The following is an 18904-nucleotide window of genomic DNA, read 5'->3' as shown; positions in this document are numbered from 1 at the left end:
CGACTACCGACCGCCCAGAGCGCCCTGCGCCCCTGGGAAAGCCCCGCGTCTTAGGCTCCATACCGTCGCCACCCAAAACGGAAAGGACGTGGGCACCATGACCGAAGCCGCTGTTGAAACCTACGACACCACGACGAGAGGCGCCGCCTCGATGGCAGCCTATCGCGCCGTTCGTATCCTGCAGCTCTTGAGCGAAAACACCGGCGAAGACAAGGCCATGCTTTCCGATGAGCTGATCCGGCGCCTCGCCCATCCCGACGACCCCGCCCGCATGCCCATCTCGGCGGCGCGGCGCAGCATCTACACCGCCATCTCCGCACTTCGCCATGCCGGATACGAAATTGAGTACAAACGCGGCGTGGGCTACAAACTTCTTACCCGCCCGCTCACCGACGAAGAGATCATCCGGCTCCACGGTATGGTCATGCGCAACCGCTCCACGCCTATCGCTATCCGCAAGAGCATGGCGCAGCACTTAGTTGCCATGGCGAGCGCCGACGTTCGCGGCTACCTCGATACACCCGAACCCGCTCCAAGCGCAGGCAGCAAGGCTACCAAGGCAACACGCACGCCCATCAAGCGCATCGACACGTGCGAGCTCGTCGAGCAGGCCATCGACCACGGAACCACGGTGAGTTTTGATATTTCGAGCGTCACGACACGCGGCGAAACCGAAGCAGCACGGATGACACTCCGTCCCTTTGCCATCAGGCAGCGCGATGGCATCTCGTATCTGCTGGGAACGGTCTACGACGCCCGAGGCACCGACGATACGCTGCGCACCGTCGAGATCGCCCGTATGAGAAACGTCAGCACGCGCCTGCTCGACGGCAAGAAGCTCTTCGCCGCCCTGGACGAGGACGACGCCTCCTCCGCCGCATAAGACCCTCCGCCGCCCATTCGACTACCCGTACCGCCCATTCGATTCTGTATTAAAAAACCCGCCAGGCTGTTGTAAAAATGGACATCAGCGCTACTATAGTTCCACTTGCACTTTGTCCCAGTGCAGTGTTTCCAGCCATTTTTATACTGGGGGTAATGATATGAAGGACATCACCATCAGCCGCAGGAGCCTTCTGGTCTCCGCCGGCCTGCTCGCGCTCGCCCCACTCGCCGGATGCGGCGGCAACTCTGGCTCCGGCTCTGCTGCCGCCGGTTCCGACTACACCATCGGCGTTCTGCAGCTCACCGAGCACTCCGCACTCGATGCCGCCAACGACGGCTTTGTCAAGGCCATCAAAGAGAGCGGCCTTAAGGTCAAGATCGACCAGAAGAATGCCCAGAACGACCAGTCCACGTGTAAGTCCATTGCCGACAAGTTTGTGGGCGACAACGTCAACCTGATTTATGCCATCGCCACGCCCGCCGCGCAGGCTGCCGCCGGCGCCACGGCCGATGTCCCCATCGTGGGCTGCGCCATCACCGACTACGCCGCCTCCGGCCTGGTCCAGGACAACGACAAGCCCGGCACCAACGTCACGGGCGCTTCCGACCTCACCCCGGTCGCCGAGCAGCTCGAGATGATGCAGAAGGTCCTGCCCGACGTTAAAAAGGTCGGCTTGCTCTACTGCACCGCCGAGTCCAACTCCGACGTCCAGATCAAGGCAGCCAAGAAGGAGCTCGACAAGCTGGGCCTGGAGTACACCGACTTCACCGTCTCGAGCTCCAACGAGATCCAGTCCGTCGTCGAGTCCGCCGTGGGCAAGGTCGACGCGCTGTACTCCCCCACCGATAACACCATCGCCGCGGGCGCCTCGCAGGTGGGCCAGATCTGCAAGGAGAACAAGCTCCCCTTCGTGACCGGCGAGGAGGGCATGTGCAAGGCCGGTGGCCTGTTCACCCTCTCCATCAACTACGAGGACCTGGGCTACGCCGCGGGCGAGATGGCCGTCAAGATTCTGAAGGGTAAGGCCAAGCCCGAGGATATGCCGATCAAGCACCTCTCGAGCAAGGACCTGGTCGTCGTCAAAAACGACGAGATGGCCGAGGCCCTGGGCATCGACCTTTCCGCCCTGGACGCATAATGCCATACGCGACATGCGTCTAGAGCCCGTGCTCGCGCTTTAGCCGCGTTATTCAATATCTGAGCCACAGGGGCGGGCGCTGTAGACCGGCGTCCGCCCTGCTTGTTTCAGGTAAAACAAAACGTCTGTCCGTAACTCTTCTATGCATTGTTACCGCTATCATGGTGACTCACGTGTCCACCCTATCCTAGGAGGTATGAAGCATGCTCATTGCATTGCAGGGCGCCATTTCGCAGGGCGTCCTCTGGGGCATTATGGTGCTTGGCGTGTTTATCACGTTCCGCCTGCTCGACATCCCCGATATGACCTGCGACGGCAGCTTTGCCCTCGGCGGCTGTGTCTGCGCCGTACTCATCGTCAACAATAACGTCGACCCGCTGCTCGCCGTGCTGGCCGGCATGTGCGCCGGCGCCATCGCCGGTGCCGTCACGGGCATCCTGACCACCGTCTTTGAGATTCCCGCGATCCTCGCCGGAATCCTGACGCAGATCAGCCTGTGGTCCATCAACCTGCGCATCATGGGCAAATCCAATACGCCCATCCTCGCCAAGGGCACCGTGTTCTCGGCCGTCAGCAATATGACCGGTCTGCCGCAGTCCACCGTTGCTATCATCTTGGGCATCCTGCTCGCCGTGGCTATCGTTGCCATCCTGTATTGGTTCTTTGGCACCGAAATCGGCTCGGCGCTGCGCGCCACCGGCAACAACGAGTACATGATCCGCGCTCTGGGCGTCAACACCAACTCCACCAAGATGATCGCCCTCGTGCTCTCCAACGCCCTCATCGGCCTTTCGGGCGCGCTTATCTGCCAGAGCCAGAAGTATGCCGACATTGGTATGGGCACCGGTGCCATCGTTATCGGTCTTGCCGCCATTGTTATCGGTGAGGTGCTCGGCCGTCTGCTGCCCGGCGGCCTCACGCAGTTTAGCGTCCGTCTTGCCTCCGCCGTCTTTGGCTCCGTGGTGTACTTCCTTATCCGCGCCATCGTGCTGCAGTTGGGCATGGACGCCAACGACATGAAGCTGCTCTCCGCCGTAATTGTCGCTGTGGCCCTGTGCGTGCCCGTGGTTTGGGAGCGCTATAAGCTCCGCAGCTCCTACACGAAGGGGGATGAGGCAGATGCTTAAGCTCTCGCACGTCAAGAAGACCTTTAACAAGGGCACCGTCACCGAGAAGCGCGCGCTCACCGGCGTCGACCTCACCCTGAATGACGGCGACTTTGTAACCGTGATCGGCGGCAACGGCGCCGGCAAGTCCACGCTGCTCAACATGATCGCCGGCGTGTACCCGCTCGATTCGGGCGTTATTGAGCTCGACGGCACCGACATCTCGCGCCTGAGCGAGTCGCAGCGCGCCAAGTACCTGGGCCGCGTGTTTCAGGACCCCATGCGCGGTACCGCTGCCGACATGCAGATCGCCGAGAACCTGGCCCTCGCCAAGCGTCGCGGCCAGCGTCGCGGCCTTTCGTGGGGCGTCACCAAGGCCGAGAAAGATGAGTACGTTGAGCTGCTTAAGCGCCTGGACCTTGGTCTGGACACGCGTCTCAACGCCAAGGTCGGCCTGCTCTCGGGTGGCCAGCGCCAGGCACTCACCCTGCTGATGGCCACGCTCACCAGGCCGCGCCTGCTGCTGCTCGACGAGCACACCGCGGCCCTCGACCCCAAGACGGCCTCTAAGGTGCTTAACCTGACCGAGGAGATCGTCGACGAGAACCACCTGACCACGCTCATGGTCACGCACAACATGAACGACGCCATCCGTCTGGGCAACCGTCTGATCATGATGCACGAAGGCCACGTGATCTACGACGTGGCAGGCGATGAGAAGAAGTCGCTCACCGTAGCCGACCTGCTGCAGAAGTTCGAGGAGGTCTCGGGCGGCGAGCTCGCCAACGACCGCATGCTGCTGAGCTAAAACCTGCCAAAAAGGGACAGGTTTATTTTGGCAGGTTTTATCTGCGCAAACGTCAAAACCGCCGCTAAGGGACAGACGCCCTTGCGGCGGTTTTCGCATATTATGCTGATAATCCGATATTCAACCAGACATTCTGGCTAAGGACTAAGGAAACTGCCATGAAAAGACTCCCCCGCCTTGCGTTAGCCACCGCGTTGTTTGCCGGCGCGCTCGCAGGCATCCCAAGCCTCGCTTTCGCGGGGAACCTGCCCGCCGCTATTGACGGCTCTGTGACCGTCATGCACACCAACGATATCCACGGCAGCTACAAGTACAGCTACAACGAAAGCAAGGGCACCGGCACCGTCGGCTTCGACGGACTGGCGGTCCTTTATAGCGCCCAGGGCAACACCCCCGATCTTTTGCTCGATGCGGGCGACACCTTCCACGGGCAGTCCTTCGCCACCATGAGCGAGGGCAAGAGCATCGCCGAGTTCATGGACACCTTCTATGCAGACGGCTACGACGCGACCACGCCGGGCAACCACGACTGGAGCTACGGCGCGGACAAGCTCCGCACCATGACCGGCTACAGCCCCACCGGCACGCCCTTCGCCATGCTCTGCGCGAACGCAAAGTCTACGAGCGGCGTATGGAGCTCGAGCATCACGAAGACGCTCGATCGCACCTGGGAGGATAGCGAGGATCACTCCGCATTCGACTACAAAATCAAGGTCGGCGTCGTGGGTGCCATGGATGAGTCGCTGGAATCCTCGCTGCGCGCGGACCTGGTTGCGGGTACGTCGTTCTCGAGTGCCGCGAACGCCATCAATACCGAGGCAGAGCAGCTGCGCAGGGAGGGCTGCGATGTTGTTGTGTGTATCGCGCATACACTCAACGCCAAGACCTTTGCCACGCGGCTCCGTGGCGTCGATGCCCTTATCGCAGGCCACGAGCACATCAACCTTAACGAGAAGGTGACGGGAGCCGACGGCAAGACGATCCACGTTGTTGAGGCAGGCAGCGCCTTTGCCGAGGTGGGGCTGCTTTCCATTCCGTACAAGTACGACACGAATGGCACCGAGACGACCGACGATGACACGGTCACGGTCCCTGCAGACGACAGCGACGAGAAGCTCTACACCGCCAAGAACGTCAACGGCCTTTTGGCAGACCCCGACAAGGGCTCCGACTACCAAAGCCGCCTTGAAGACGTCCGCAACAAGATCAAGCCGCTCGACGAGGCCTTTGAAAACGAATCGAACAAGGTGCTCGGCACATCCACCACCAACTATTTCTACGGCGAGGACGCCGCAGGCACGCATGGTTGGGAAATGGTGCGCACCACCGATTTCCGCCCCAGTAAGGAGGGCGACACCACCAAGGCCCAGACCATCGGCCATGTGATTTGCGGCTCCTATCTTGCCCTGACGAGCGCGGACCTCGCTATCGAAAACGCTGGCGGCATCCGCGGCGGCATCGCGGCGGGCAACGTGACCGCCGGCAACGTCATCGCTATCTCGCCCTACGGCAACACCGTGGAGACCTGGACCATGACCGGCGCGGACTTCCTCGCAGCGCTCGAGCACTCGCTACAAATTAGCGACGATTGCAACGACAGCTACGAGCTTCAGCAGGCTTATGTGGCGGCCGGTCACACCGAGCAGGAGGCGCAAGACAAGTACAAGTGGCGCGATGACTCTGGCAGCGTTCTCTCCTTTGGCGGCATCAACGTGACGATTGATTGGACGCAGCCCGAAGGCAAGCGCATCGTGAGTGCCACACTCACCAAGGACGGCAGCACGCTCGACCCCGCCAAGGCCTATACCGTCGCCACCAACAACTACATCATCACCAACACGACCGACTTCCCCACCTTCGCAAACGCCACCAAGCACACCGAGTGGGGTACCTGCGAGTCAGCGCTAAGGGCGTTGATCGGGCAGAACAGCTGGGAGAGCAAGATGGCCTCGCTCGCGGGCACCATCAGCTTTGGCTCCGCTGCCGTGGACCCCACGCCCACACCGGCCCCGACGCCTAAGCCCTCGCCTAAGACGGACACGACGACCACGAAGGTCATCACCAAGAAGACGACCGGTAAGCTCGCCGCAACGGGAGACCGCACGCTGGCAGTAGTTGGCGCGTGCCTTATCGGCGGCATCATCGTCATCATGCTCGGCATTATCTGGAAGCGTCGACGCTAAGCTACACCGCCGGGCCTTGCAGCCCCACCGCGTAAACCTTATATCGAGCACAGAAGCCCGTCCGAATTTGATCGGACGGGCTTCTTGGTGGGTATCATGGTTGGACGATCATTAGGAGGTTTCCCTACATGGAATTGTTTGAGCCAATTCTTCATTTCTTTGCACAACGATGGGTCCACAACATCATCTGGGCCGTCATCTTGGCGATAGGCACCGCCGTCGCCGCCAAGGTCGTATCCAAGACCCTGAACCATCTGCTTAACCGAGACGATAACCCGCTACCGGCATCGAGTATCTTCATCAACATCGCGCGCGCCGTCATCTGGATGATCGGCGGCAGCTTTATCCTCGACAACTGTTTTGGCATTAACGCAAACGCGCTCGTCGCCGCTCTTGGCGTCGGCGGCATCGCCATCTCGCTCGGCTTTCAGGACACGCTGTCAAACCTTATCGGCGGCATGCAAGTGACCTTTATGGGCATCATCAAGCCCGGCGACAATATCGAGGTCGGCGGTGTGTCGGGCGTGGTCCAAGACATCACTTGGCGCCATACAACGATTGAGGATGCCTGTGGACAGACCATCATTGTGCCCAACTCCAACATCTCCAAGAACACGCTCGTGCACCTCATGCCCTTTGGGCGTGTGGCTGTACCCGTTGCCGTAAAGGACACGTCCAAGTGGGCCTCGCTCGACGCACTGGCAGACGAGCTGACCAGCGCCACCAAGGCCGCCGTGCTTCCCATCTCGGGCTTTGACAAGGAGCCCTACGTACTCTTTAGCGAAATCGGCGACTTTGGCATCAAAGGAAAGATCATCTTTATCGTCAGCGACGACAGCACTACTTTCACGGCAGCCGACGCCTGCATCCGCGCCATCGCCCCCATCATCGCCTAAACCACCGCAAAGGGGACAGGCATCTTTGTAGTGGTTTTCATTCGTGGTACCATGGTTCATATAGTTGTTTAAACGACTAAGGGAGCAACATTATGGAAGAGGCCTATCGTCAAGCACGCAAGCGCGGCGAGCAAGGACGTCGACGCGCCATTAGCCAAAGCGGGCATCCATACCTTACGGACCTCGATAGCTTGGTTGCTCAGCTCCCCTTAGGTCAGCGAGAGAATGTCGGCCTGCGGGATATTCCGCTCGAAATGGTCGTCGGCACGGTCACCAAGGGCCGTCAGTCCGCCTTTTCGTGTAACTTTATGCCCCTGCTTCCGTTTAACACCGAGTTCGCCCGCAAGTGGTCCAACCTCTACGACATCCAGGTAACCGAGGGCTATCGCGACCCCGTCATCGTCACCGAGTTCATGCATCGGTTCTATGTCCAGGAAGGCAACAAACGCGTCAGTGTCCTCAAATTCCTAGACGCCCCGACGGTTTCGGCCAAGGTCACCCGTCTCTACCCCGGCACATGGGATTCCGTCGAAAGCCGCCTGTACGGCGAGTTCTGCGCGTTTTGGCGCGTCTGCCCCCTATACGAGATCGAGTTCTCGCGTGAGGGAAGCTACGAAACGCTCGCCAAGATGCTCGGTCAGAACCTTATCGAAAAATGGCCGCAGAAAAAGGTCGACTACCTGCGCCACACCTTCCTGCTCTTTAAGCGCGCCTACCTTCGCGCAGGCGGCGACCACCTGGACATTACGCCTGCCGACGCCATGCTCGTGTACCTCAATGTGTACAACCAGGACCGCCTGCTGGATACGCCGACGGATATTGTCGTAAACCGCCTGTGCAAGATTTGGCGCGAGCTGGTCATTGCCGGCAAAAATGACGAGGACAAGGTCGATCTTGTCGAAGCACCGAGCGTCGACGAGGAGGAGTCGCCCGCCAAGTCCACCTCCGACGTGCTCAACTTCTTTATGGGCAAGACCGTCTACTCGACGGCCAACCCCCTGCGCATCGCCTTTATCCATGAGTTCCCCTGTGCAACGTCGAGCTGGGACAGCCTGCACGACCAAGGGCGCCAGTATCTCGATGAGCACTTTGGCGGTATCGTGCGCACCGAGGCGTTCGAGGACTGCCACGATCCGGATGTGTTCTACGCCGCCGTGGAAACGGCTGTCAAACATGGAGCAAACGTCATCTTCTCGACCTCGCACCGCCTGATGGAATACACGCTCAGGGCTGCCGTTGAGTATCCCCGGGTTCGGTTCCTCAACTGCTCTATCGGCCTTCCCCATCAAAGCGTCCGTTCGTACTTTGGCAAGATGTACGAGGCCAAGTTTCTGCTGGGCGCCCTTGCCGCCAGCATGGCGGACAACCACCGCATCGGTTACCACGCGTCGGTCTTCGCCTCGGGCGCACTCAGCGAGATCAACGCCTTTGCGATTGGCGCCTCGCTGCTCGACCCGCGCGCGCAGGTCATCCTCACCTGGGGCGATGTGCCCGCCGGTGGTCTTGCCGAAGCCATGTGCCGCGAAGGCGTGAGCGTCATGACCGGCGCCGATATGTCAAAGTCGCTGGAAGATCCCACTGCCTACGGGCTTCACCGCTTGGTCGATGGCAAGGTTACCGGCATCGCCATGCCCGTCTGGAACTGGGGGCGCTACTACGAACTTATCGTGAAAAGCCTGCTGCACGGCACATGGGACGAAACCGCCGATGAGCAGCAAGTGCGCGCCGTCAACTACTGGTACGGCATGAGCTCAGGCGTTATCGACATTCGCTACGCTCCGGGCCTGCCTTATCAGACGCGCAAGCTTGTTCAGCTCCTCCGCAATGGCATTGTTGAGGGATCCATCAACCCCTTTGGCGGCGAGCTCCACAGCCAGAACGGCGTGGTACAGATCGAAGGCTTCCCTCCGCTGCCGAGCACGCAGATTGTCGAGATGAATTGGCTGGCGGACAACGTGGTAGGCACCATTCCGCAGCTCGACGATGAGCCGAAAGTCCCTGCCCTATGAAAATCCTTGCCATAGCCGATACCGAAGAACGATGCCTTTGGGAGTGCTTTCGCAAGGAACGCTTTGAGGGAGTCGACCTGATTTTGTCCGCCGGCGATCTAGACCCGGACTATCTTGAGTTTTTGGTTACGGTCATCAACAAACCGCTCATCTACGTGCGCGGCAATCACGATGACCGCTACGCACGTCATGCACCGGGCGGATGTATCTGCGTGGAAGACAGCGTGTACACGTACCGAGGGATTCGCATTGCGGGCCTTGGCGGGTCCATGCGTTATCGCGACGGCGCCAACATGTACACCGAACGCGAGATGTCCAAGCGCATGCGTAAGCTGTCGCGTAAGGTTAGGATGGTCGGCGGGTGCGACATTCTGCTTACCCATGCACCCGCCGCCGGTATGGGTGATCTGGACGATCTGCCGCATCGAGGATTCGAGTGCTTTAACACAGCACTCGAATCCTGGAATCCCGACTACATGGTGCACGGGCATGTGCACCAAAGCTACGGTTGCGATTTTCAGCGCGAACGGCAGCATGCGTGTGGAACGACGATCATCAACGCCTGCGGCTATACGCAGTTTGAGCTCGACCAGACGCGCTACCCCATCCGCGGCTGGCAGGCAGCCTGGCTCAATTCGCAAACCATGCGCCGCGAGCTCAAACGCCACGATGCCATCGAGTCCTCAACCGCCAGAACACCCTGGTAACCACCTTTAAGGCTTGACGCTGCGCCGGCCCCAAGCACCCCATCTCGCCCCTCAGACCGTCGCTCGCGTACCAAAGTACGCGTCGCTCCTCTTTCGGGGCGACCTGGGGCACTTGGAACCGGCTCGCTGCGATACCATAACATTGACGCCAAAGTGCCCAAACCACCACAAAGGTGCCTGTCCCCTTTGTGGTGGTTTTGGCCCGAGATAGCAAGAAACCCGGTCCTGCACAAGGCAGAACCGGGTTTCTTTAGCAATGCTTGCTGTACTCAGGCAGTAACTAGCAGTTACTCAGCCAGGAAGTCACGCTGGACAGCGGGATCGACCTTGACGCCAGGGCCCATGGTGGAAGACACGGAGATGGACTTGACGTACTTGCCCTTAGCAGAAGAGGGCTTGACGCGCAGGATCTCGGTGTACAGGGCAGCGTAGTTCTCGACGAGCTGCTGCTCAGAGAAGGACTTCTTGCCCAGGGGCACGTGGCAGATGCCATAGCGATCGGCGCGATACTCAACGCGGCCGGCCTTGAGCTCGGAGACCATCTTGGCGACGTCCATGGTCACAGTGCCGAGCTTGGGGTTCGGCATGAGGCCACGGGGACCAAGGATCTTACCGATGCGGCCAACCTTGGCCATCATGTTCGGCGTAGCGATAGCGGCGTCGAAGTTGATCTCGCCCTTCTGGATCTGGGCGACGAGCTCGTCGGAACCGATGATGTCGGCGCCGGCAGCCTCGGCCTCGCGGGCCTTCTCGCCCTCGGCGAAGACGGCAACACGAACGGTCTTGCCGGTGCCGTGGGGCAGGGAGATGGAACCACGGATGTTCTGGTCGGCCTTACGAGTATCGACGCCCAGACGGAAGTGGGCCTCGACGGTCTCGTCGAACTTGGCGGTGTCGAGCTCCTTGATGAGCTTGGCAGCCTGAAGGGGGGTGTAGAGCGTGGCGCGGTCGATCTTCTCGGCAGCGGCGTTATAGCTCTTACCATGCTTAGCCATGTGCATTACCTCCTGTGGTTAAACGGGCGTGAGCCCTCCCACATCGTATCGTGTGCCCTATTGCACACATTTAACGGGCACCCCGGTCGGAGCACCCGTCGTTACCATAAGAAATCGCTACTCAGCGATGGTGACGCCCATGGAACGGGCGGTACCGGCGATGATCTTCTTGGCGGCGTCAATGTCGTTGGCATTGAGGTCCGGCATCTTGATCTCGGCGATCTTGGTGAGCTGCTCCTGGGAGAGCTGACCAACCTTGTCGGCCTGGGGCTTAGCGGAACCAGACTTGAGGTTCAGCTCCTTCTTGATGAGGTGAGCCGCCGGCGGGGTCTTGGTGATGAAGGAGAAGGACTTATCCTCGAAAACAGTGATCTCAACGGGGATGATGTCGCCCTTCTTGTCCTGCGTCTCGGCGTTAAAGGCCTGGCAGAACTGCATGATGTTCACGCCAGCTGCGCCCAGGGCGGGGCCGACGGGAGGAGCGGGGTTAGCTGCACCAGCAGGAATCTGGAGCTTAATGACGTTGGCAACCTTCTTCTCAGCCATGGTCATTCCTTTCGAATCACGAGTGTGAAGTACTTGCTATATCGTAAGCACGCACGTGTTAGAAGCACTCCTGAGATGAGCAGTCACAGAAGAAGCACGCTCGCGCGAACGGACGAAAACTTAAGCGATGACAGCGACCTGGTTAAAGTCGAGCTCGACCGGCGTCTCGCGGCCAAAGATCATCAGCGTGACCTTGAGCTTGCCTGCCTCGGTGTTAACCTCGGAGACCTTGCCATCAAAGTCGGTAAGCGGGCCATCGGTGACGCGGACGGACGTGCCGACCTGAATATCAACCGAGGTGCGCTTGGGCGAATCGCCCTTACCGGGACGACGAGTCATCTTGTTGTACTCGTCGCGGGAAAGCGGTGCGGGCTTACCGTTACCGCCCAGGAAACCGGTGACGCCAGGCGTGTTACGAACGCACGTCCAAGCATCGTCATCCATCTCCATGCGGACCAGGACATAACCCGGGAAGATCTTGGAATCCTTGGTCTCACGCTTGCCACCCTCTTTAATCTCGGTGACGCGCTCCATAGGAATCTCGATATCAAAGATACGGTCCTGCATGCCCATGGTCTCGATGCGATGCTCGAGATCGGACTTAACGCGGTTCTCGTATCCAGAGTAAGTGTGAACGACGTACCAACGCTTAGACATGGTTTAGCCCCTCAATCCAGAGAACAGAGCAAGAGCCTCGCCAAAGCCAGCATCGAGCAGAGCGATGACGACGCCGACGACGATCAGAGAAGCGCAAACGACGACCGAGTAGTTCACGAGCTCCTTCTTATCGGGCCACGTGACACGCTTCATCTCGGACTTGACCGAAGCGAAATACTTCTTGGTGCGGGCGAAGAAACCAGGCTTCTCGTTCTTCTTGGACTTAGCAGCCTTCTCGTTCTTCTTGGCAACGGCCTTCTTGGCCTCAACCTTGGAGTTGGCGGCAGCGCTGTTGGCAGGTGCCGGCTGCTGAGCCTTCTTCTTGTTCTTCTTGTTGGCCATTTGGGTTACCTCCGCGCAATGCGCTTATACATGAGTAAACCGTAAGCCCCCAAGTGGGAGCTTACGGAATAATGACTGGCACGCCAGGAAGGACTCGAACCCTCAACACTCGGTTTTGGAGACCGATGCTCTACCAATTGAACTACTGGCGTATGTGACTAGAGACTAGCGAGTCTCTTTGTGCAGCGTGTGGTGACGGCACCAGGGGCAATACTTCTTAATCTCCATACGATCAGGCATGGTCGACTTGTTCTTGGTGGTCGTATAGTTGCGGCGCTTGCACTCAGTGCACGCAAGAGTAACTAGAGTACGCATGTATCCTGAACCTTTCATTTCCGCCCCGTACGGGCACGAGTTGTTACTTTATCAGCTCCACGTAAGTGCTGTCAATGAAAACCTCGAGTCAATTGGTTCTCGGTGGATCCATTCATATTTGGAACACATCAATGAAGCCATCGAGAGCTAATCGACGGTGCATCCAGGACCATTATCGATCCTCTCGACACCAGCAACGGCTCAATATCCATTGCAGAAAAGAACCCGGCACCCATATAAGTGCCGGGTTCTCTAAGTCAGCTATATCAAAGAGCTAATTTACTCAATGATCGTGGAGACGATGCCCGAACCGACGGTGTGGCCACCCTCGCGGATAGCGAAGCGCAGGCCCTCCTCCATGGCGATCGGGTGGATGAGGTCGCCCTCGATGGTGATGTGGTCACCAGGCATAGCCATCTCGGTGCCCTCGGGGAGCTTGACCGTACCGGTAACGTCGGTGGTACGGAAGTAGAACTGAGGACGATAACCATCGAAGAACGGGGTGTGACGGCCGCCCTCCTCCTTGGTCAGAACGTAGATCTCACCGGTGAACTTGGTGTGCGGGGTAACCGAACCGGGCTTGCAGAGAACCTGGCCGCGCTCGATGTCCTCGCGCTTGATGCCGCGGAGCAGCAGACCGACGTTATCGCCAGCCTCGCAGAAGTCCATGGACTTACGGAACATCTCGATACCGGTAACGACGGTGTTCTGGGTATCCTTGATGCCGACGATCTCGACGGGTTCGTTGAGCTTGAGCTCACCGCGCTCGACACGGCCGGTAGCAACGGTACCACGGCCGGAGATGGTCATAACGTCCTCAACGGCCATCAGGAACGGGAGGTCGTTGTTACGAGCAGGCGTCGGGATGTACTCGTCGACGGCCTTCATGAGCTCGCGGATAGCGTCCATCCACTTGGCGTCGCCCTCGAGAGCGCCCAGAGCGGAACCACGGATGACGGGGATGTCGTCGCCGGGGAAATCGTACTCGGAGAGGAGCTCACGGGTCTCCATCTCGACGAGGTCGATGAGCTCGTCATCGTCGACCATGTCGCACTTGTTCAGGAAGACGACGATGTAGGGAACGCCGACCTGACGGGCGAGCAGGATGTGCTCGCGGGTCTGAGCCATGGGGCCGTCGGTAGCGGCGATGACCAAGATAGCGCCGTCCATCTGAGCAGCACCGGAGATCATGTTCTTGACGTAGTCAGCGTGGCCCGGGCAGTCAACGTGAGCGTAGTGACGGGCAGCGGTCTCGTACTCAACGTGGGAGACGGAGATCGTGATGCCGCGCTCGCGCTCCTCGGGAGCCTTGTCGATGTTCTCGAACGCAGTGAAGTCAGCCTTGCAGCCCTCGGTCTCGGAGAGAACCTTGGTGATGGCAGCGGTCAGCGTGGTCTTGCCGTGGTCGACGTGACCAATGGTGCCGATGTTAACATGCGGCTTAGTGCGCTCAAACTTCTCTTTGGCCATAAAGCCCTCCTCTAAACAGGTCGTCCCCGGACGGGACTTTGCCTTTATACCATAGTGGCCTCTCAACATACTATTGAGAAGCCACCGTGTTACCTATGGTAGCGGTGACTGGATTCGAACCAGTGACGCCACGGGTATGAACCGTGTGCTCTAACCAACTGAGCTACACCGCCGGATGGAGCCTGCAACCAGACTTGAACTGGTGACCTCTTCGTTACCAACGAAGTGCTCTACCGACTGAGCTATACAGGCACTTGACGGGTGGGAGCTATAGGATTCGAACCTATGTAGGCAGAGCCAACGGGTTTACAGCCCGTCCCCATTAACCACTCGGGCAAACTCCCAATCGTTCAAGTATCCGCAGGTCCTTTGGTCTTTTGGACCGCCGCCCCCGCGAACGAAAAAGATAATACGATGCAACCTTGGGGGCTGTCAACGAAAACCTCTAGATACACGGTGCCGGGCGTATCTATATAGCTGTGACCTGCGGTTTTGTTGAGTTTGGATATGAAGGACGGTGGTTTTGGATACTGAGGTGACGTTTCCCGAGGTAACACTTTGGTGTAGTGGAGTACACCTTCAGGATCGAACTTCGATAACGGCTTATTTGCACCTATATATAGGTCGAGATCGGGCTTCCACGCCACGATTGAGCGTGGATTATCTCCCACTTTTAGCGCGGCTCTAAGGCCAAAGTGGCAGATTATCCACGTTCATTCTCCAGGCGAGAGAACTGTAAAGCCGCAACTACTCGGGCCAGGCCAAAGTAGACCCATAGAGCGGCTCCCCCTTGGTGCAGGGGTAGCGACTCAAGTAACACGACGATAGCAAGTCGAAAAAATAAGTCATGGCGTATTTCGAATAAACGCCGAGTCGGTCAATTCCGTTTCCCGCATTACCAAGACGATATACACGGTCAAAAGACCTCGATTTGTCATCGTTGCTAAACGCAGTAATTAGAATCTTCCTGCCCGAACGGCAATCAAGATACTCACGCGCCTGGGACGCAAATAGCCCGGAGACCGATACGAGAATTATCAATGACTGCGAAGCGTCTCCCATGTTTTTCAATTCCGCGACGTTAGCCCCAGCAACTATGCGAACTATCTTGCCCGCATAAAACATTTCCTGCTGAAATCGTACGAGATTGGCGCTCACATTATTGGTGCACCAGATTTCAACGTTTTTATGGCCATCAATTTCGTCGACAAGATGCTTAATAGCGATATCGGACACGCCGCTTTCAACCTCAGCGAACATCTCGATCATGCGAAGTCGAGCTCTGCCCTGTACTCCTCGTAGCCAAATTCCTCCTCTCGATGGCTTAAGTCGCTTGAAAAGACTGACTGAGTAAATGATTCTTTCAAATCGCTAAGAGACTGGTAGCCCAATCGATTGCAGAAACGACGAACAGCGGAACGGGTCACGAATGCATCGCGGGTTATTGCGGCAACATTGATTTCGCTCGAACGCCTAATGTGAGCGATGAGATATCGAGCGATGGCGGCATCGTTTGACCCAAACTCGCTGTTGATGATGGAGCTAATGCGATTGAGCACATCGAAGTCATTGATATTCACGTGATCCCTCTTTCCGCTCTCCTCGAAATCATGATTCATTTATTGAATCAAACAGCTTTGGTCGTTCTCCTATGATTCAAATCAGTTGACGTCATCTTAATCATAATTCCGCCACACGTATCCACCGTGTTGAATGATGGAAAGGGGATTCATGGGCAACGTGAACAACATGCCGTTTCTCTGGGGTTCCGCCACGGCGTCTTATCAGTGCGAGGGTGCCTGGAACGAAGACGGCAAAGGCCTCGGTGAGTGGGATTTCTTTAGCCACACAAGCAATAAGAACATCAACCATGTTGACGGTGATGTATCTTGCGACTTCTACCATCGCTATGAAGAAGATATCCGCATGATGAAAGAAGGCGGACAAAACACCTATCGCTTCTCTCTTTCATGGAGTCGAATCATCCCCACCGGTATCGGCAAAGTGAATGAAGAGGGTATCGATTTTTATAATCGGGTCATTGATTGCTGCCTCGAAAATGGCATAGAGCCCAACGTTACGCTGTTCCATTACGATCTGCCATTCACGCTTGCTTGCAAAGGCGGATGGCTGAACAACGACATGGCAGAGTGGTTCTGCAAATACGCCAAGATTTGCTTTGAGCGCTTTGGAGACCGCGTCAAAATCTGGGCTACCGTTAACGAGCCGCATTTCTACAGCTACTGCGTAAACATGTTGGGCAACTATCCCCCCAATCGATCGCTCGATGTTCAGTCGTACATGCAGTTTCAGTACAACCTGATGCGCGCAAGCGCACTCGCAGTCCGAGCATATCGTCAAATGGGCTACGACGGCATCATCGGCGCCGTCCACGATGGCGGCGTTGTCGAACTCGACCCGGCAACCGAGCACCCCGATGACGTATTTCGATACGCAGACTTTTTCGCCAATCGCATGATTCTGGCACCAGCGCTTCAGGGTCAACTGCCGCCAGAAATGGACGAAATCCTTGAAAAACTTGGCGTCTCGCTCTATCGATCCCCAAATGACGTAGAAGAATTCAGCGACGGTAAAGTCGATTTTATTGGACTCAACGTGTATTGCCGAGAGTATGTAACCGACTGGCACGGTGGAGAGCTTGCCGTTTCGGCGAACAATAAGGGCGGTTCGAGCAAAAAGGTCGAAGGAAAATGCATTGCGCCCTTGTTTGAAAGCGCCCGCGACAGCAATGTTCCCCGCAATAAATGGGGCCGCGAAATACTCCCAAGTTGCATGTATTCAACCATCATGGATGTCCACGAGCGCTATGACGCGCCCCGCATCTTTATTACGGAAAACGGACATGGCGCCTATGAGCAACCAGACGCAGACGGAATGATCCACGATGATGACCGCATCGAGCTTCTGGGCCAGTTCATCGAGCACATGATGAGGGCTAAGCGCGACGGCGCGCGCGTTGAGGGCTACTACCTCTGGTCGACGATGGATCTGTATAGCTGGATCAACGGCTACGAAAAACGATACGGACTTGTCCATATCGACTTCGAGAACAATCTGGAGCGCACCCCCAAAAAGAGCTGGTATTGGTACCGAGACCTTATCTCGAAGTATCAGGAGCAGGAAGGTTAGGAGAAAGAGATGAAATATCAGGCAATGTCCGAAACAGTCCTAAAGGCTGTTGGCGGCAAAGAGAACATTACATCGGTAACTCATTGTGCGACGCGCCTTCGCATCGACGCACGAGACACCTCGATCATCGATCTCCAGCTCGCCAAATCGGCCGACCAGGCGCTCGGGGCAGTAGTCAGCGGTGGCCAGCTTCAGGTGATCATCGGCCCCAACGTCACCGAGGCTTACAACGACTTCCTCGACTTCGTGGGAATCGAAGTCGGCGGTGGCACGGTTGCCGACGATGCCCAAACCGCCAAAGACCTTGCAGAAGGCATTAAAAGCGGTAACACCGCCATGGGCTTGATTGAGAAATTCGGGAACGTCTCTGCACAGGTATTCATGCCCATCGTCCCGGCGCTCATCGTTGGCGGACTCATTCTTTCGATCAAGAATCTCCTGGTCAATTATTGTGGATTGAGCACCGATAGCGGAACCGCCCAGGTTCTGCTGGCGATCTTCAGCGCCTCATTTAGCTTCCTGCCCGTTTACCTCGGCTATCAGCTCGCCGCCGTCATGAAGATGCAGCCTATCATGGGCGCACTGCTGGGCGCAATCATGATTAGCTCGTCTATTAGCGGTGCTGAGGGTCTCGACTTTCTTGGCATCCCCATCCCGACGAATGACTACTCGAGCACGGTGGTGCCAATCGTACTGGGCGTTGTGTTCATGTACTTTGTTGATCGCGGTCTTCAGAAAATCATCCCCGACATTACCAAACTGTTCTTGAAGCCGCTGCTCACCATGTTCATCGTCGTGCCTGTTGAGCTGATTATCCTCGGCCCCGCCGGCAGCATGATGGGCTACGCGCTGAGTGATGCCGCCACGTGGCTCATGGATAACGTGGCATTTATCGCTACTCCAATCCTTGCAGCCCTTAACCCCTATTTTGTCATGCTCGGTCTTGATAAGGCCTACATCGCGATCGAAGTTACGAGCTTGGCGCAGCTCGGCTGGGCGCCCATCATCTTTGGCTTCATCTCAAACCTCTGCATTGGCGGCACGAGTCTCGCCTTGGCAACTGCAATGAAAGGCAACAAGGAGAAGAGAGGTATGGTCACCACGGTTGCCGTCACCGCACTCTGTGGCGTAACTGAGCCCGCATTTTACGGCTGCCTCATCGAGCGTCCCCGCCTGCTTGTCGGCACGGCAATCGGCGCCCTCTGCGCGGGACTCCCTGCAGGTATCTTCGTCCTGAAGGAGTATGTTGCGGGAGCATGCCCCGGTCTTCTTTCTGCGCTGATCTTTATCGCTCCCGATGGATCCATGGGCAACTTCGTACTGGCGTGCGTTGTCGCCGTCATCGCCATCGTCGTCTCGTTCATCGCTGCACGCGTGATCATCAAGAAGAATCCCAACTATATTGAGTAGATGCCCGCTGCTTGCATTGGGGACATCCTCGGCAGACCATTAGCAAGAACCCAAGAAGTCCCTTAGGAGCTCGATTAATCCATTCGGATTCCTCAGGCACAAACGACCCCGATTCCACAATGAACTGCCTCCCATTTCTTGGACATGAGAAATGGGAGGCTTTTTATGCGTGTCGACTTGAGGGTGAAGCACGACATCGTGGCCAGGAAGGCGGCGATCGGGCTCTTCGAGCGAGGCCACGGCTCCGAGTCGGCGGCGAAGGCGCTGTCGGTCCCGCGCGACACCG

18 protein-coding genes and 4 tRNA genes are annotated in these 18904 nt (G+C 57.6%); 10 read left to right on the top strand and 12 right to left on the bottom strand.

The genetic code is table 11. The features are described 5' to 3' along the window. Positions 1-97: 97 nt before the first annotated feature. From GDJ93_RS00910 to GDJ93_RS00875, 8 genes are all read left to right on the top strand, one after another. Positions 98-883, top strand: coding sequence for a hypothetical protein (locus GDJ93_RS00910; RefSeq protein WP_117745796.1), 786 nt, complete (start codon positions 98-100; stop codon positions 881-883). A gap of 160 nt (positions 884-1043) precedes the next feature. After that, positions 1044-2024, top strand: a complete 981-nt coding sequence (locus GDJ93_RS00905) for an ABC transporter substrate-binding protein (RefSeq protein ID WP_152067411.1) — start codon at positions 1044-1046, stop codon at positions 2022-2024. Positions 2025-2227: 203 nt separating this feature from the next. After that, positions 2228-3151 (top strand): ABC transporter permease, encoded by a 924-nt coding sequence (locus tag GDJ93_RS00900; protein WP_152067410.1) that lies wholly within the window; start codon positions 2228-2230, stop codon positions 3149-3151. Continuing rightward, on the top strand, positions 3144-3938 hold the full coding sequence (locus tag GDJ93_RS00895) for an ABC transporter ATP-binding protein (protein ID WP_055250279.1): 795 nt from the start codon (positions 3144-3146) through the stop codon (positions 3936-3938). Before GDJ93_RS00900 ends, GDJ93_RS00895 begins: the two co-directional genes overlap by 8 nt. A gap of 158 nt (positions 3939-4096) precedes the next feature. Next, entirely contained in the window at positions 4097-6121 is a 2025-nt protein-coding gene (locus GDJ93_RS00890; protein ID WP_152067409.1) for a bifunctional metallophosphatase/5'-nucleotidase, read from the top strand. 128 nt (positions 6122-6249) lie between these two features. Further along, positions 6250-7017, top strand: coding sequence for a mechanosensitive ion channel family protein (locus GDJ93_RS00885; protein ID WP_152067408.1), 768 nt, complete (start codon positions 6250-6252; stop codon positions 7015-7017). Between the two features lie 92 nt (positions 7018-7109). After that, a complete protein-coding gene (locus tag GDJ93_RS00880; protein ID WP_152067407.1) occupies positions 7110-9026 on the top strand; it encodes a BMP family ABC transporter substrate-binding protein in 1917 nt (638 codons plus the stop codon). Continuing rightward, positions 9023-9733 carry a metallophosphoesterase family protein gene (locus tag GDJ93_RS00875; RefSeq protein ID WP_152067406.1) on the top strand — a complete coding sequence of 237 codons (711 nt, stop codon included), beginning with the start codon at positions 9023-9025 and terminating at the stop codon, positions 9731-9733. The genes GDJ93_RS00880 and GDJ93_RS00875 overlap by 4 nt, the downstream gene beginning before the upstream one ends. Positions 9734-10020: 287 nt before the next feature. On the opposite strand, the gene rplA is transcribed toward GDJ93_RS00875, so the two are convergent. From rplA to GDJ93_RS00815, 12 genes are all read right to left on the bottom strand, one after another. After that, on the bottom strand, positions 10021-10728 hold the full coding sequence (rplA, locus tag GDJ93_RS00870; protein ID WP_152067405.1) for a 50S ribosomal protein L1: 708 nt from the start codon (positions 10726-10728) through the stop codon (positions 10021-10023). 117 nt (positions 10729-10845) lie between these two features. Further along, positions 10846-11274: a 50S ribosomal protein L11 gene (gene rplK / locus GDJ93_RS00865; protein WP_152067404.1), complete on the bottom strand. Its 429-nt coding sequence runs from the start codon at positions 11272-11274 to the stop codon at positions 10846-10848. A 120-nt stretch (positions 11275-11394) separates the two neighbouring features. Further along, positions 11395-11931 (bottom strand): transcription termination/antitermination protein NusG, encoded by a 537-nt coding sequence (gene nusG / locus GDJ93_RS00860; protein WP_006234984.1) that lies wholly within the window; start codon positions 11929-11931, stop codon positions 11395-11397. Between the two features lie 3 nt (positions 11932-11934). Next, positions 11935-12273 carry a preprotein translocase subunit SecE gene (gene secE / locus GDJ93_RS00855; RefSeq protein WP_152067403.1) on the bottom strand — a complete coding sequence of 113 codons (339 nt, stop codon included), beginning with the start codon at positions 12271-12273 and terminating at the stop codon, positions 11935-11937. 76 nt (positions 12274-12349) lie between these two features. Beyond that, a tRNA-Trp gene (locus tag GDJ93_RS00850) sits at positions 12350-12425 on the bottom strand. Positions 12426-12438: 13 nt separating this feature from the next. After that, a complete protein-coding gene (gene rpmG / locus GDJ93_RS00845; protein ID WP_022093895.1) occupies positions 12439-12588 on the bottom strand; it encodes a 50S ribosomal protein L33 in 150 nt (49 codons plus the stop codon). A 279-nt stretch (positions 12589-12867) separates the two neighbouring features. Continuing rightward, complete coding sequence (tuf, locus tag GDJ93_RS00840) at positions 12868-14058, bottom strand: elongation factor Tu (RefSeq protein WP_035137538.1); 1191 nt, start codon at positions 14056-14058, stop codon at positions 12868-12870. A gap of 96 nt (positions 14059-14154) precedes the next feature. After that, a tRNA-Met gene (locus GDJ93_RS00835) sits at positions 14155-14231 on the bottom strand. A 3-nt stretch (positions 14232-14234) separates the two neighbouring features. Beyond that, positions 14235-14310, bottom strand: a tRNA-Thr gene (locus tag GDJ93_RS00830). A 10-nt stretch (positions 14311-14320) separates the two neighbouring features. Then, positions 14321-14402: transfer RNA gene (locus GDJ93_RS00825), tRNA-Tyr, on the bottom strand. Positions 14403-14805: 403 nt separating this feature from the next. Beyond that, a complete protein-coding gene (locus GDJ93_RS00820; RefSeq protein WP_152067402.1) occupies positions 14806-15327 on the bottom strand; it encodes a hypothetical protein in 522 nt (173 codons plus the stop codon). Then, the gene (locus GDJ93_RS00815) at positions 15324-15638 is read right to left on the bottom strand and encodes a MurR/RpiR family transcriptional regulator (protein WP_193221401.1); all 315 of its coding nucleotides are present in this window, start codon (positions 15636-15638) and stop codon (positions 15324-15326) included. The genes GDJ93_RS00820 and GDJ93_RS00815 overlap by 4 nt, the downstream gene beginning before the upstream one ends. A 151-nt stretch (positions 15639-15789) precedes the next feature. Between GDJ93_RS00815 and GDJ93_RS00810 the strand changes: the two genes are divergently transcribed. Both GDJ93_RS00810 and GDJ93_RS00805 read left to right on the top strand, forming a co-directional pair. Beyond that, positions 15790-17208 carry a glycoside hydrolase family 1 protein gene (locus GDJ93_RS00810; protein WP_138339597.1) on the top strand — a complete coding sequence of 473 codons (1419 nt, stop codon included), beginning with the start codon at positions 15790-15792 and terminating at the stop codon, positions 17206-17208. A gap of 9 nt (positions 17209-17217) precedes the next feature. Then, positions 17218-18618, top strand: coding sequence for a PTS transporter subunit EIIC (locus GDJ93_RS00805; RefSeq protein WP_152067400.1), 1401 nt, complete (start codon positions 17218-17220; stop codon positions 18616-18618). The last annotated feature ends 286 nt before the right edge of the window (positions 18619-18904 follow it).

Origin of the sequence: Collinsella aerofaciens, from assembly GCF_902501475.1 — a bacterium.
Classification (GTDB): domain Bacteria; phylum Actinomycetota; class Coriobacteriia; order Coriobacteriales; family Coriobacteriaceae; genus Collinsella; species Collinsella aerofaciens_AL.
The sequence above is the reverse complement of the archived record's forward strand: the minus strand, read 5'-3'. Positions and strand labels throughout refer to the sequence as shown.

Coding starts and splice junctions, on each gene's coding strand:
- GDJ93_RS00910 (WP_117745796.1), top strand. CDS start 98: ATGACCGAAGCCGCTGTTGAAACCTACGACACCACGACGAGAGGCGCC.
- GDJ93_RS00905 (WP_152067411.1), top strand. CDS start 1,044: ATGAAGGACATCACCATCAGCCGCAGGAGCCTTCTGGTCTCCGCCGGC.
- GDJ93_RS00900 (WP_152067410.1), top strand. CDS start 2,228: ATGCTCATTGCATTGCAGGGCGCCATTTCGCAGGGCGTCCTCTGGGGC.
- GDJ93_RS00895 (WP_055250279.1), top strand. CDS start 3,144: ATGCTTAAGCTCTCGCACGTCAAGAAGACCTTTAACAAGGGCACCGTC.
- GDJ93_RS00890 (WP_152067409.1), top strand. CDS start 4,097: ATGAAAAGACTCCCCCGCCTTGCGTTAGCCACCGCGTTGTTTGCCGGC.
- GDJ93_RS00885 (WP_152067408.1), top strand. CDS start 6,250: ATGGAATTGTTTGAGCCAATTCTTCATTTCTTTGCACAACGATGGGTC.
- GDJ93_RS00880 (WP_152067407.1), top strand. CDS start 7,110: ATGGAAGAGGCCTATCGTCAAGCACGCAAGCGCGGCGAGCAAGGACGT.
- GDJ93_RS00875 (WP_152067406.1), top strand. CDS start 9,023: ATGAAAATCCTTGCCATAGCCGATACCGAAGAACGATGCCTTTGGGAG.
- rplA (WP_152067405.1), bottom strand. CDS start 10,728: ATGGCTAAGCATGGTAAGAGCTATAACGCCGCTGCCGAGAAGATCGAC.
- rplK (WP_152067404.1), bottom strand. CDS start 11,274: ATGGCTGAGAAGAAGGTTGCCAACGTCATTAAGCTCCAGATTCCTGCT.
- nusG (WP_006234984.1), bottom strand. CDS start 11,931: ATGTCTAAGCGTTGGTACGTCGTTCACACTTACTCTGGATACGAGAAC.
- secE (WP_152067403.1), bottom strand. CDS start 12,273: ATGGCCAACAAGAAGAACAAGAAGAAGGCTCAGCAGCCGGCACCTGCC.
- rpmG (WP_022093895.1), bottom strand. CDS start 12,588: ATGCGTACTCTAGTTACTCTTGCGTGCACTGAGTGCAAGCGCCGCAAC.
- tuf (WP_035137538.1), bottom strand. CDS start 14,058: ATGGCCAAAGAGAAGTTTGAGCGCACTAAGCCGCATGTTAACATCGGC.
- GDJ93_RS00820 (WP_152067402.1), bottom strand. CDS start 15,327: ATGATCGAGATGTTCGCTGAGGTTGAAAGCGGCGTGTCCGATATCGCT.
- GDJ93_RS00810 (WP_138339597.1), top strand. CDS start 15,790: ATGGGCAACGTGAACAACATGCCGTTTCTCTGGGGTTCCGCCACGGCG.
- GDJ93_RS00805 (WP_152067400.1), top strand. CDS start 17,218: ATGAAATATCAGGCAATGTCCGAAACAGTCCTAAAGGCTGTTGGCGGC.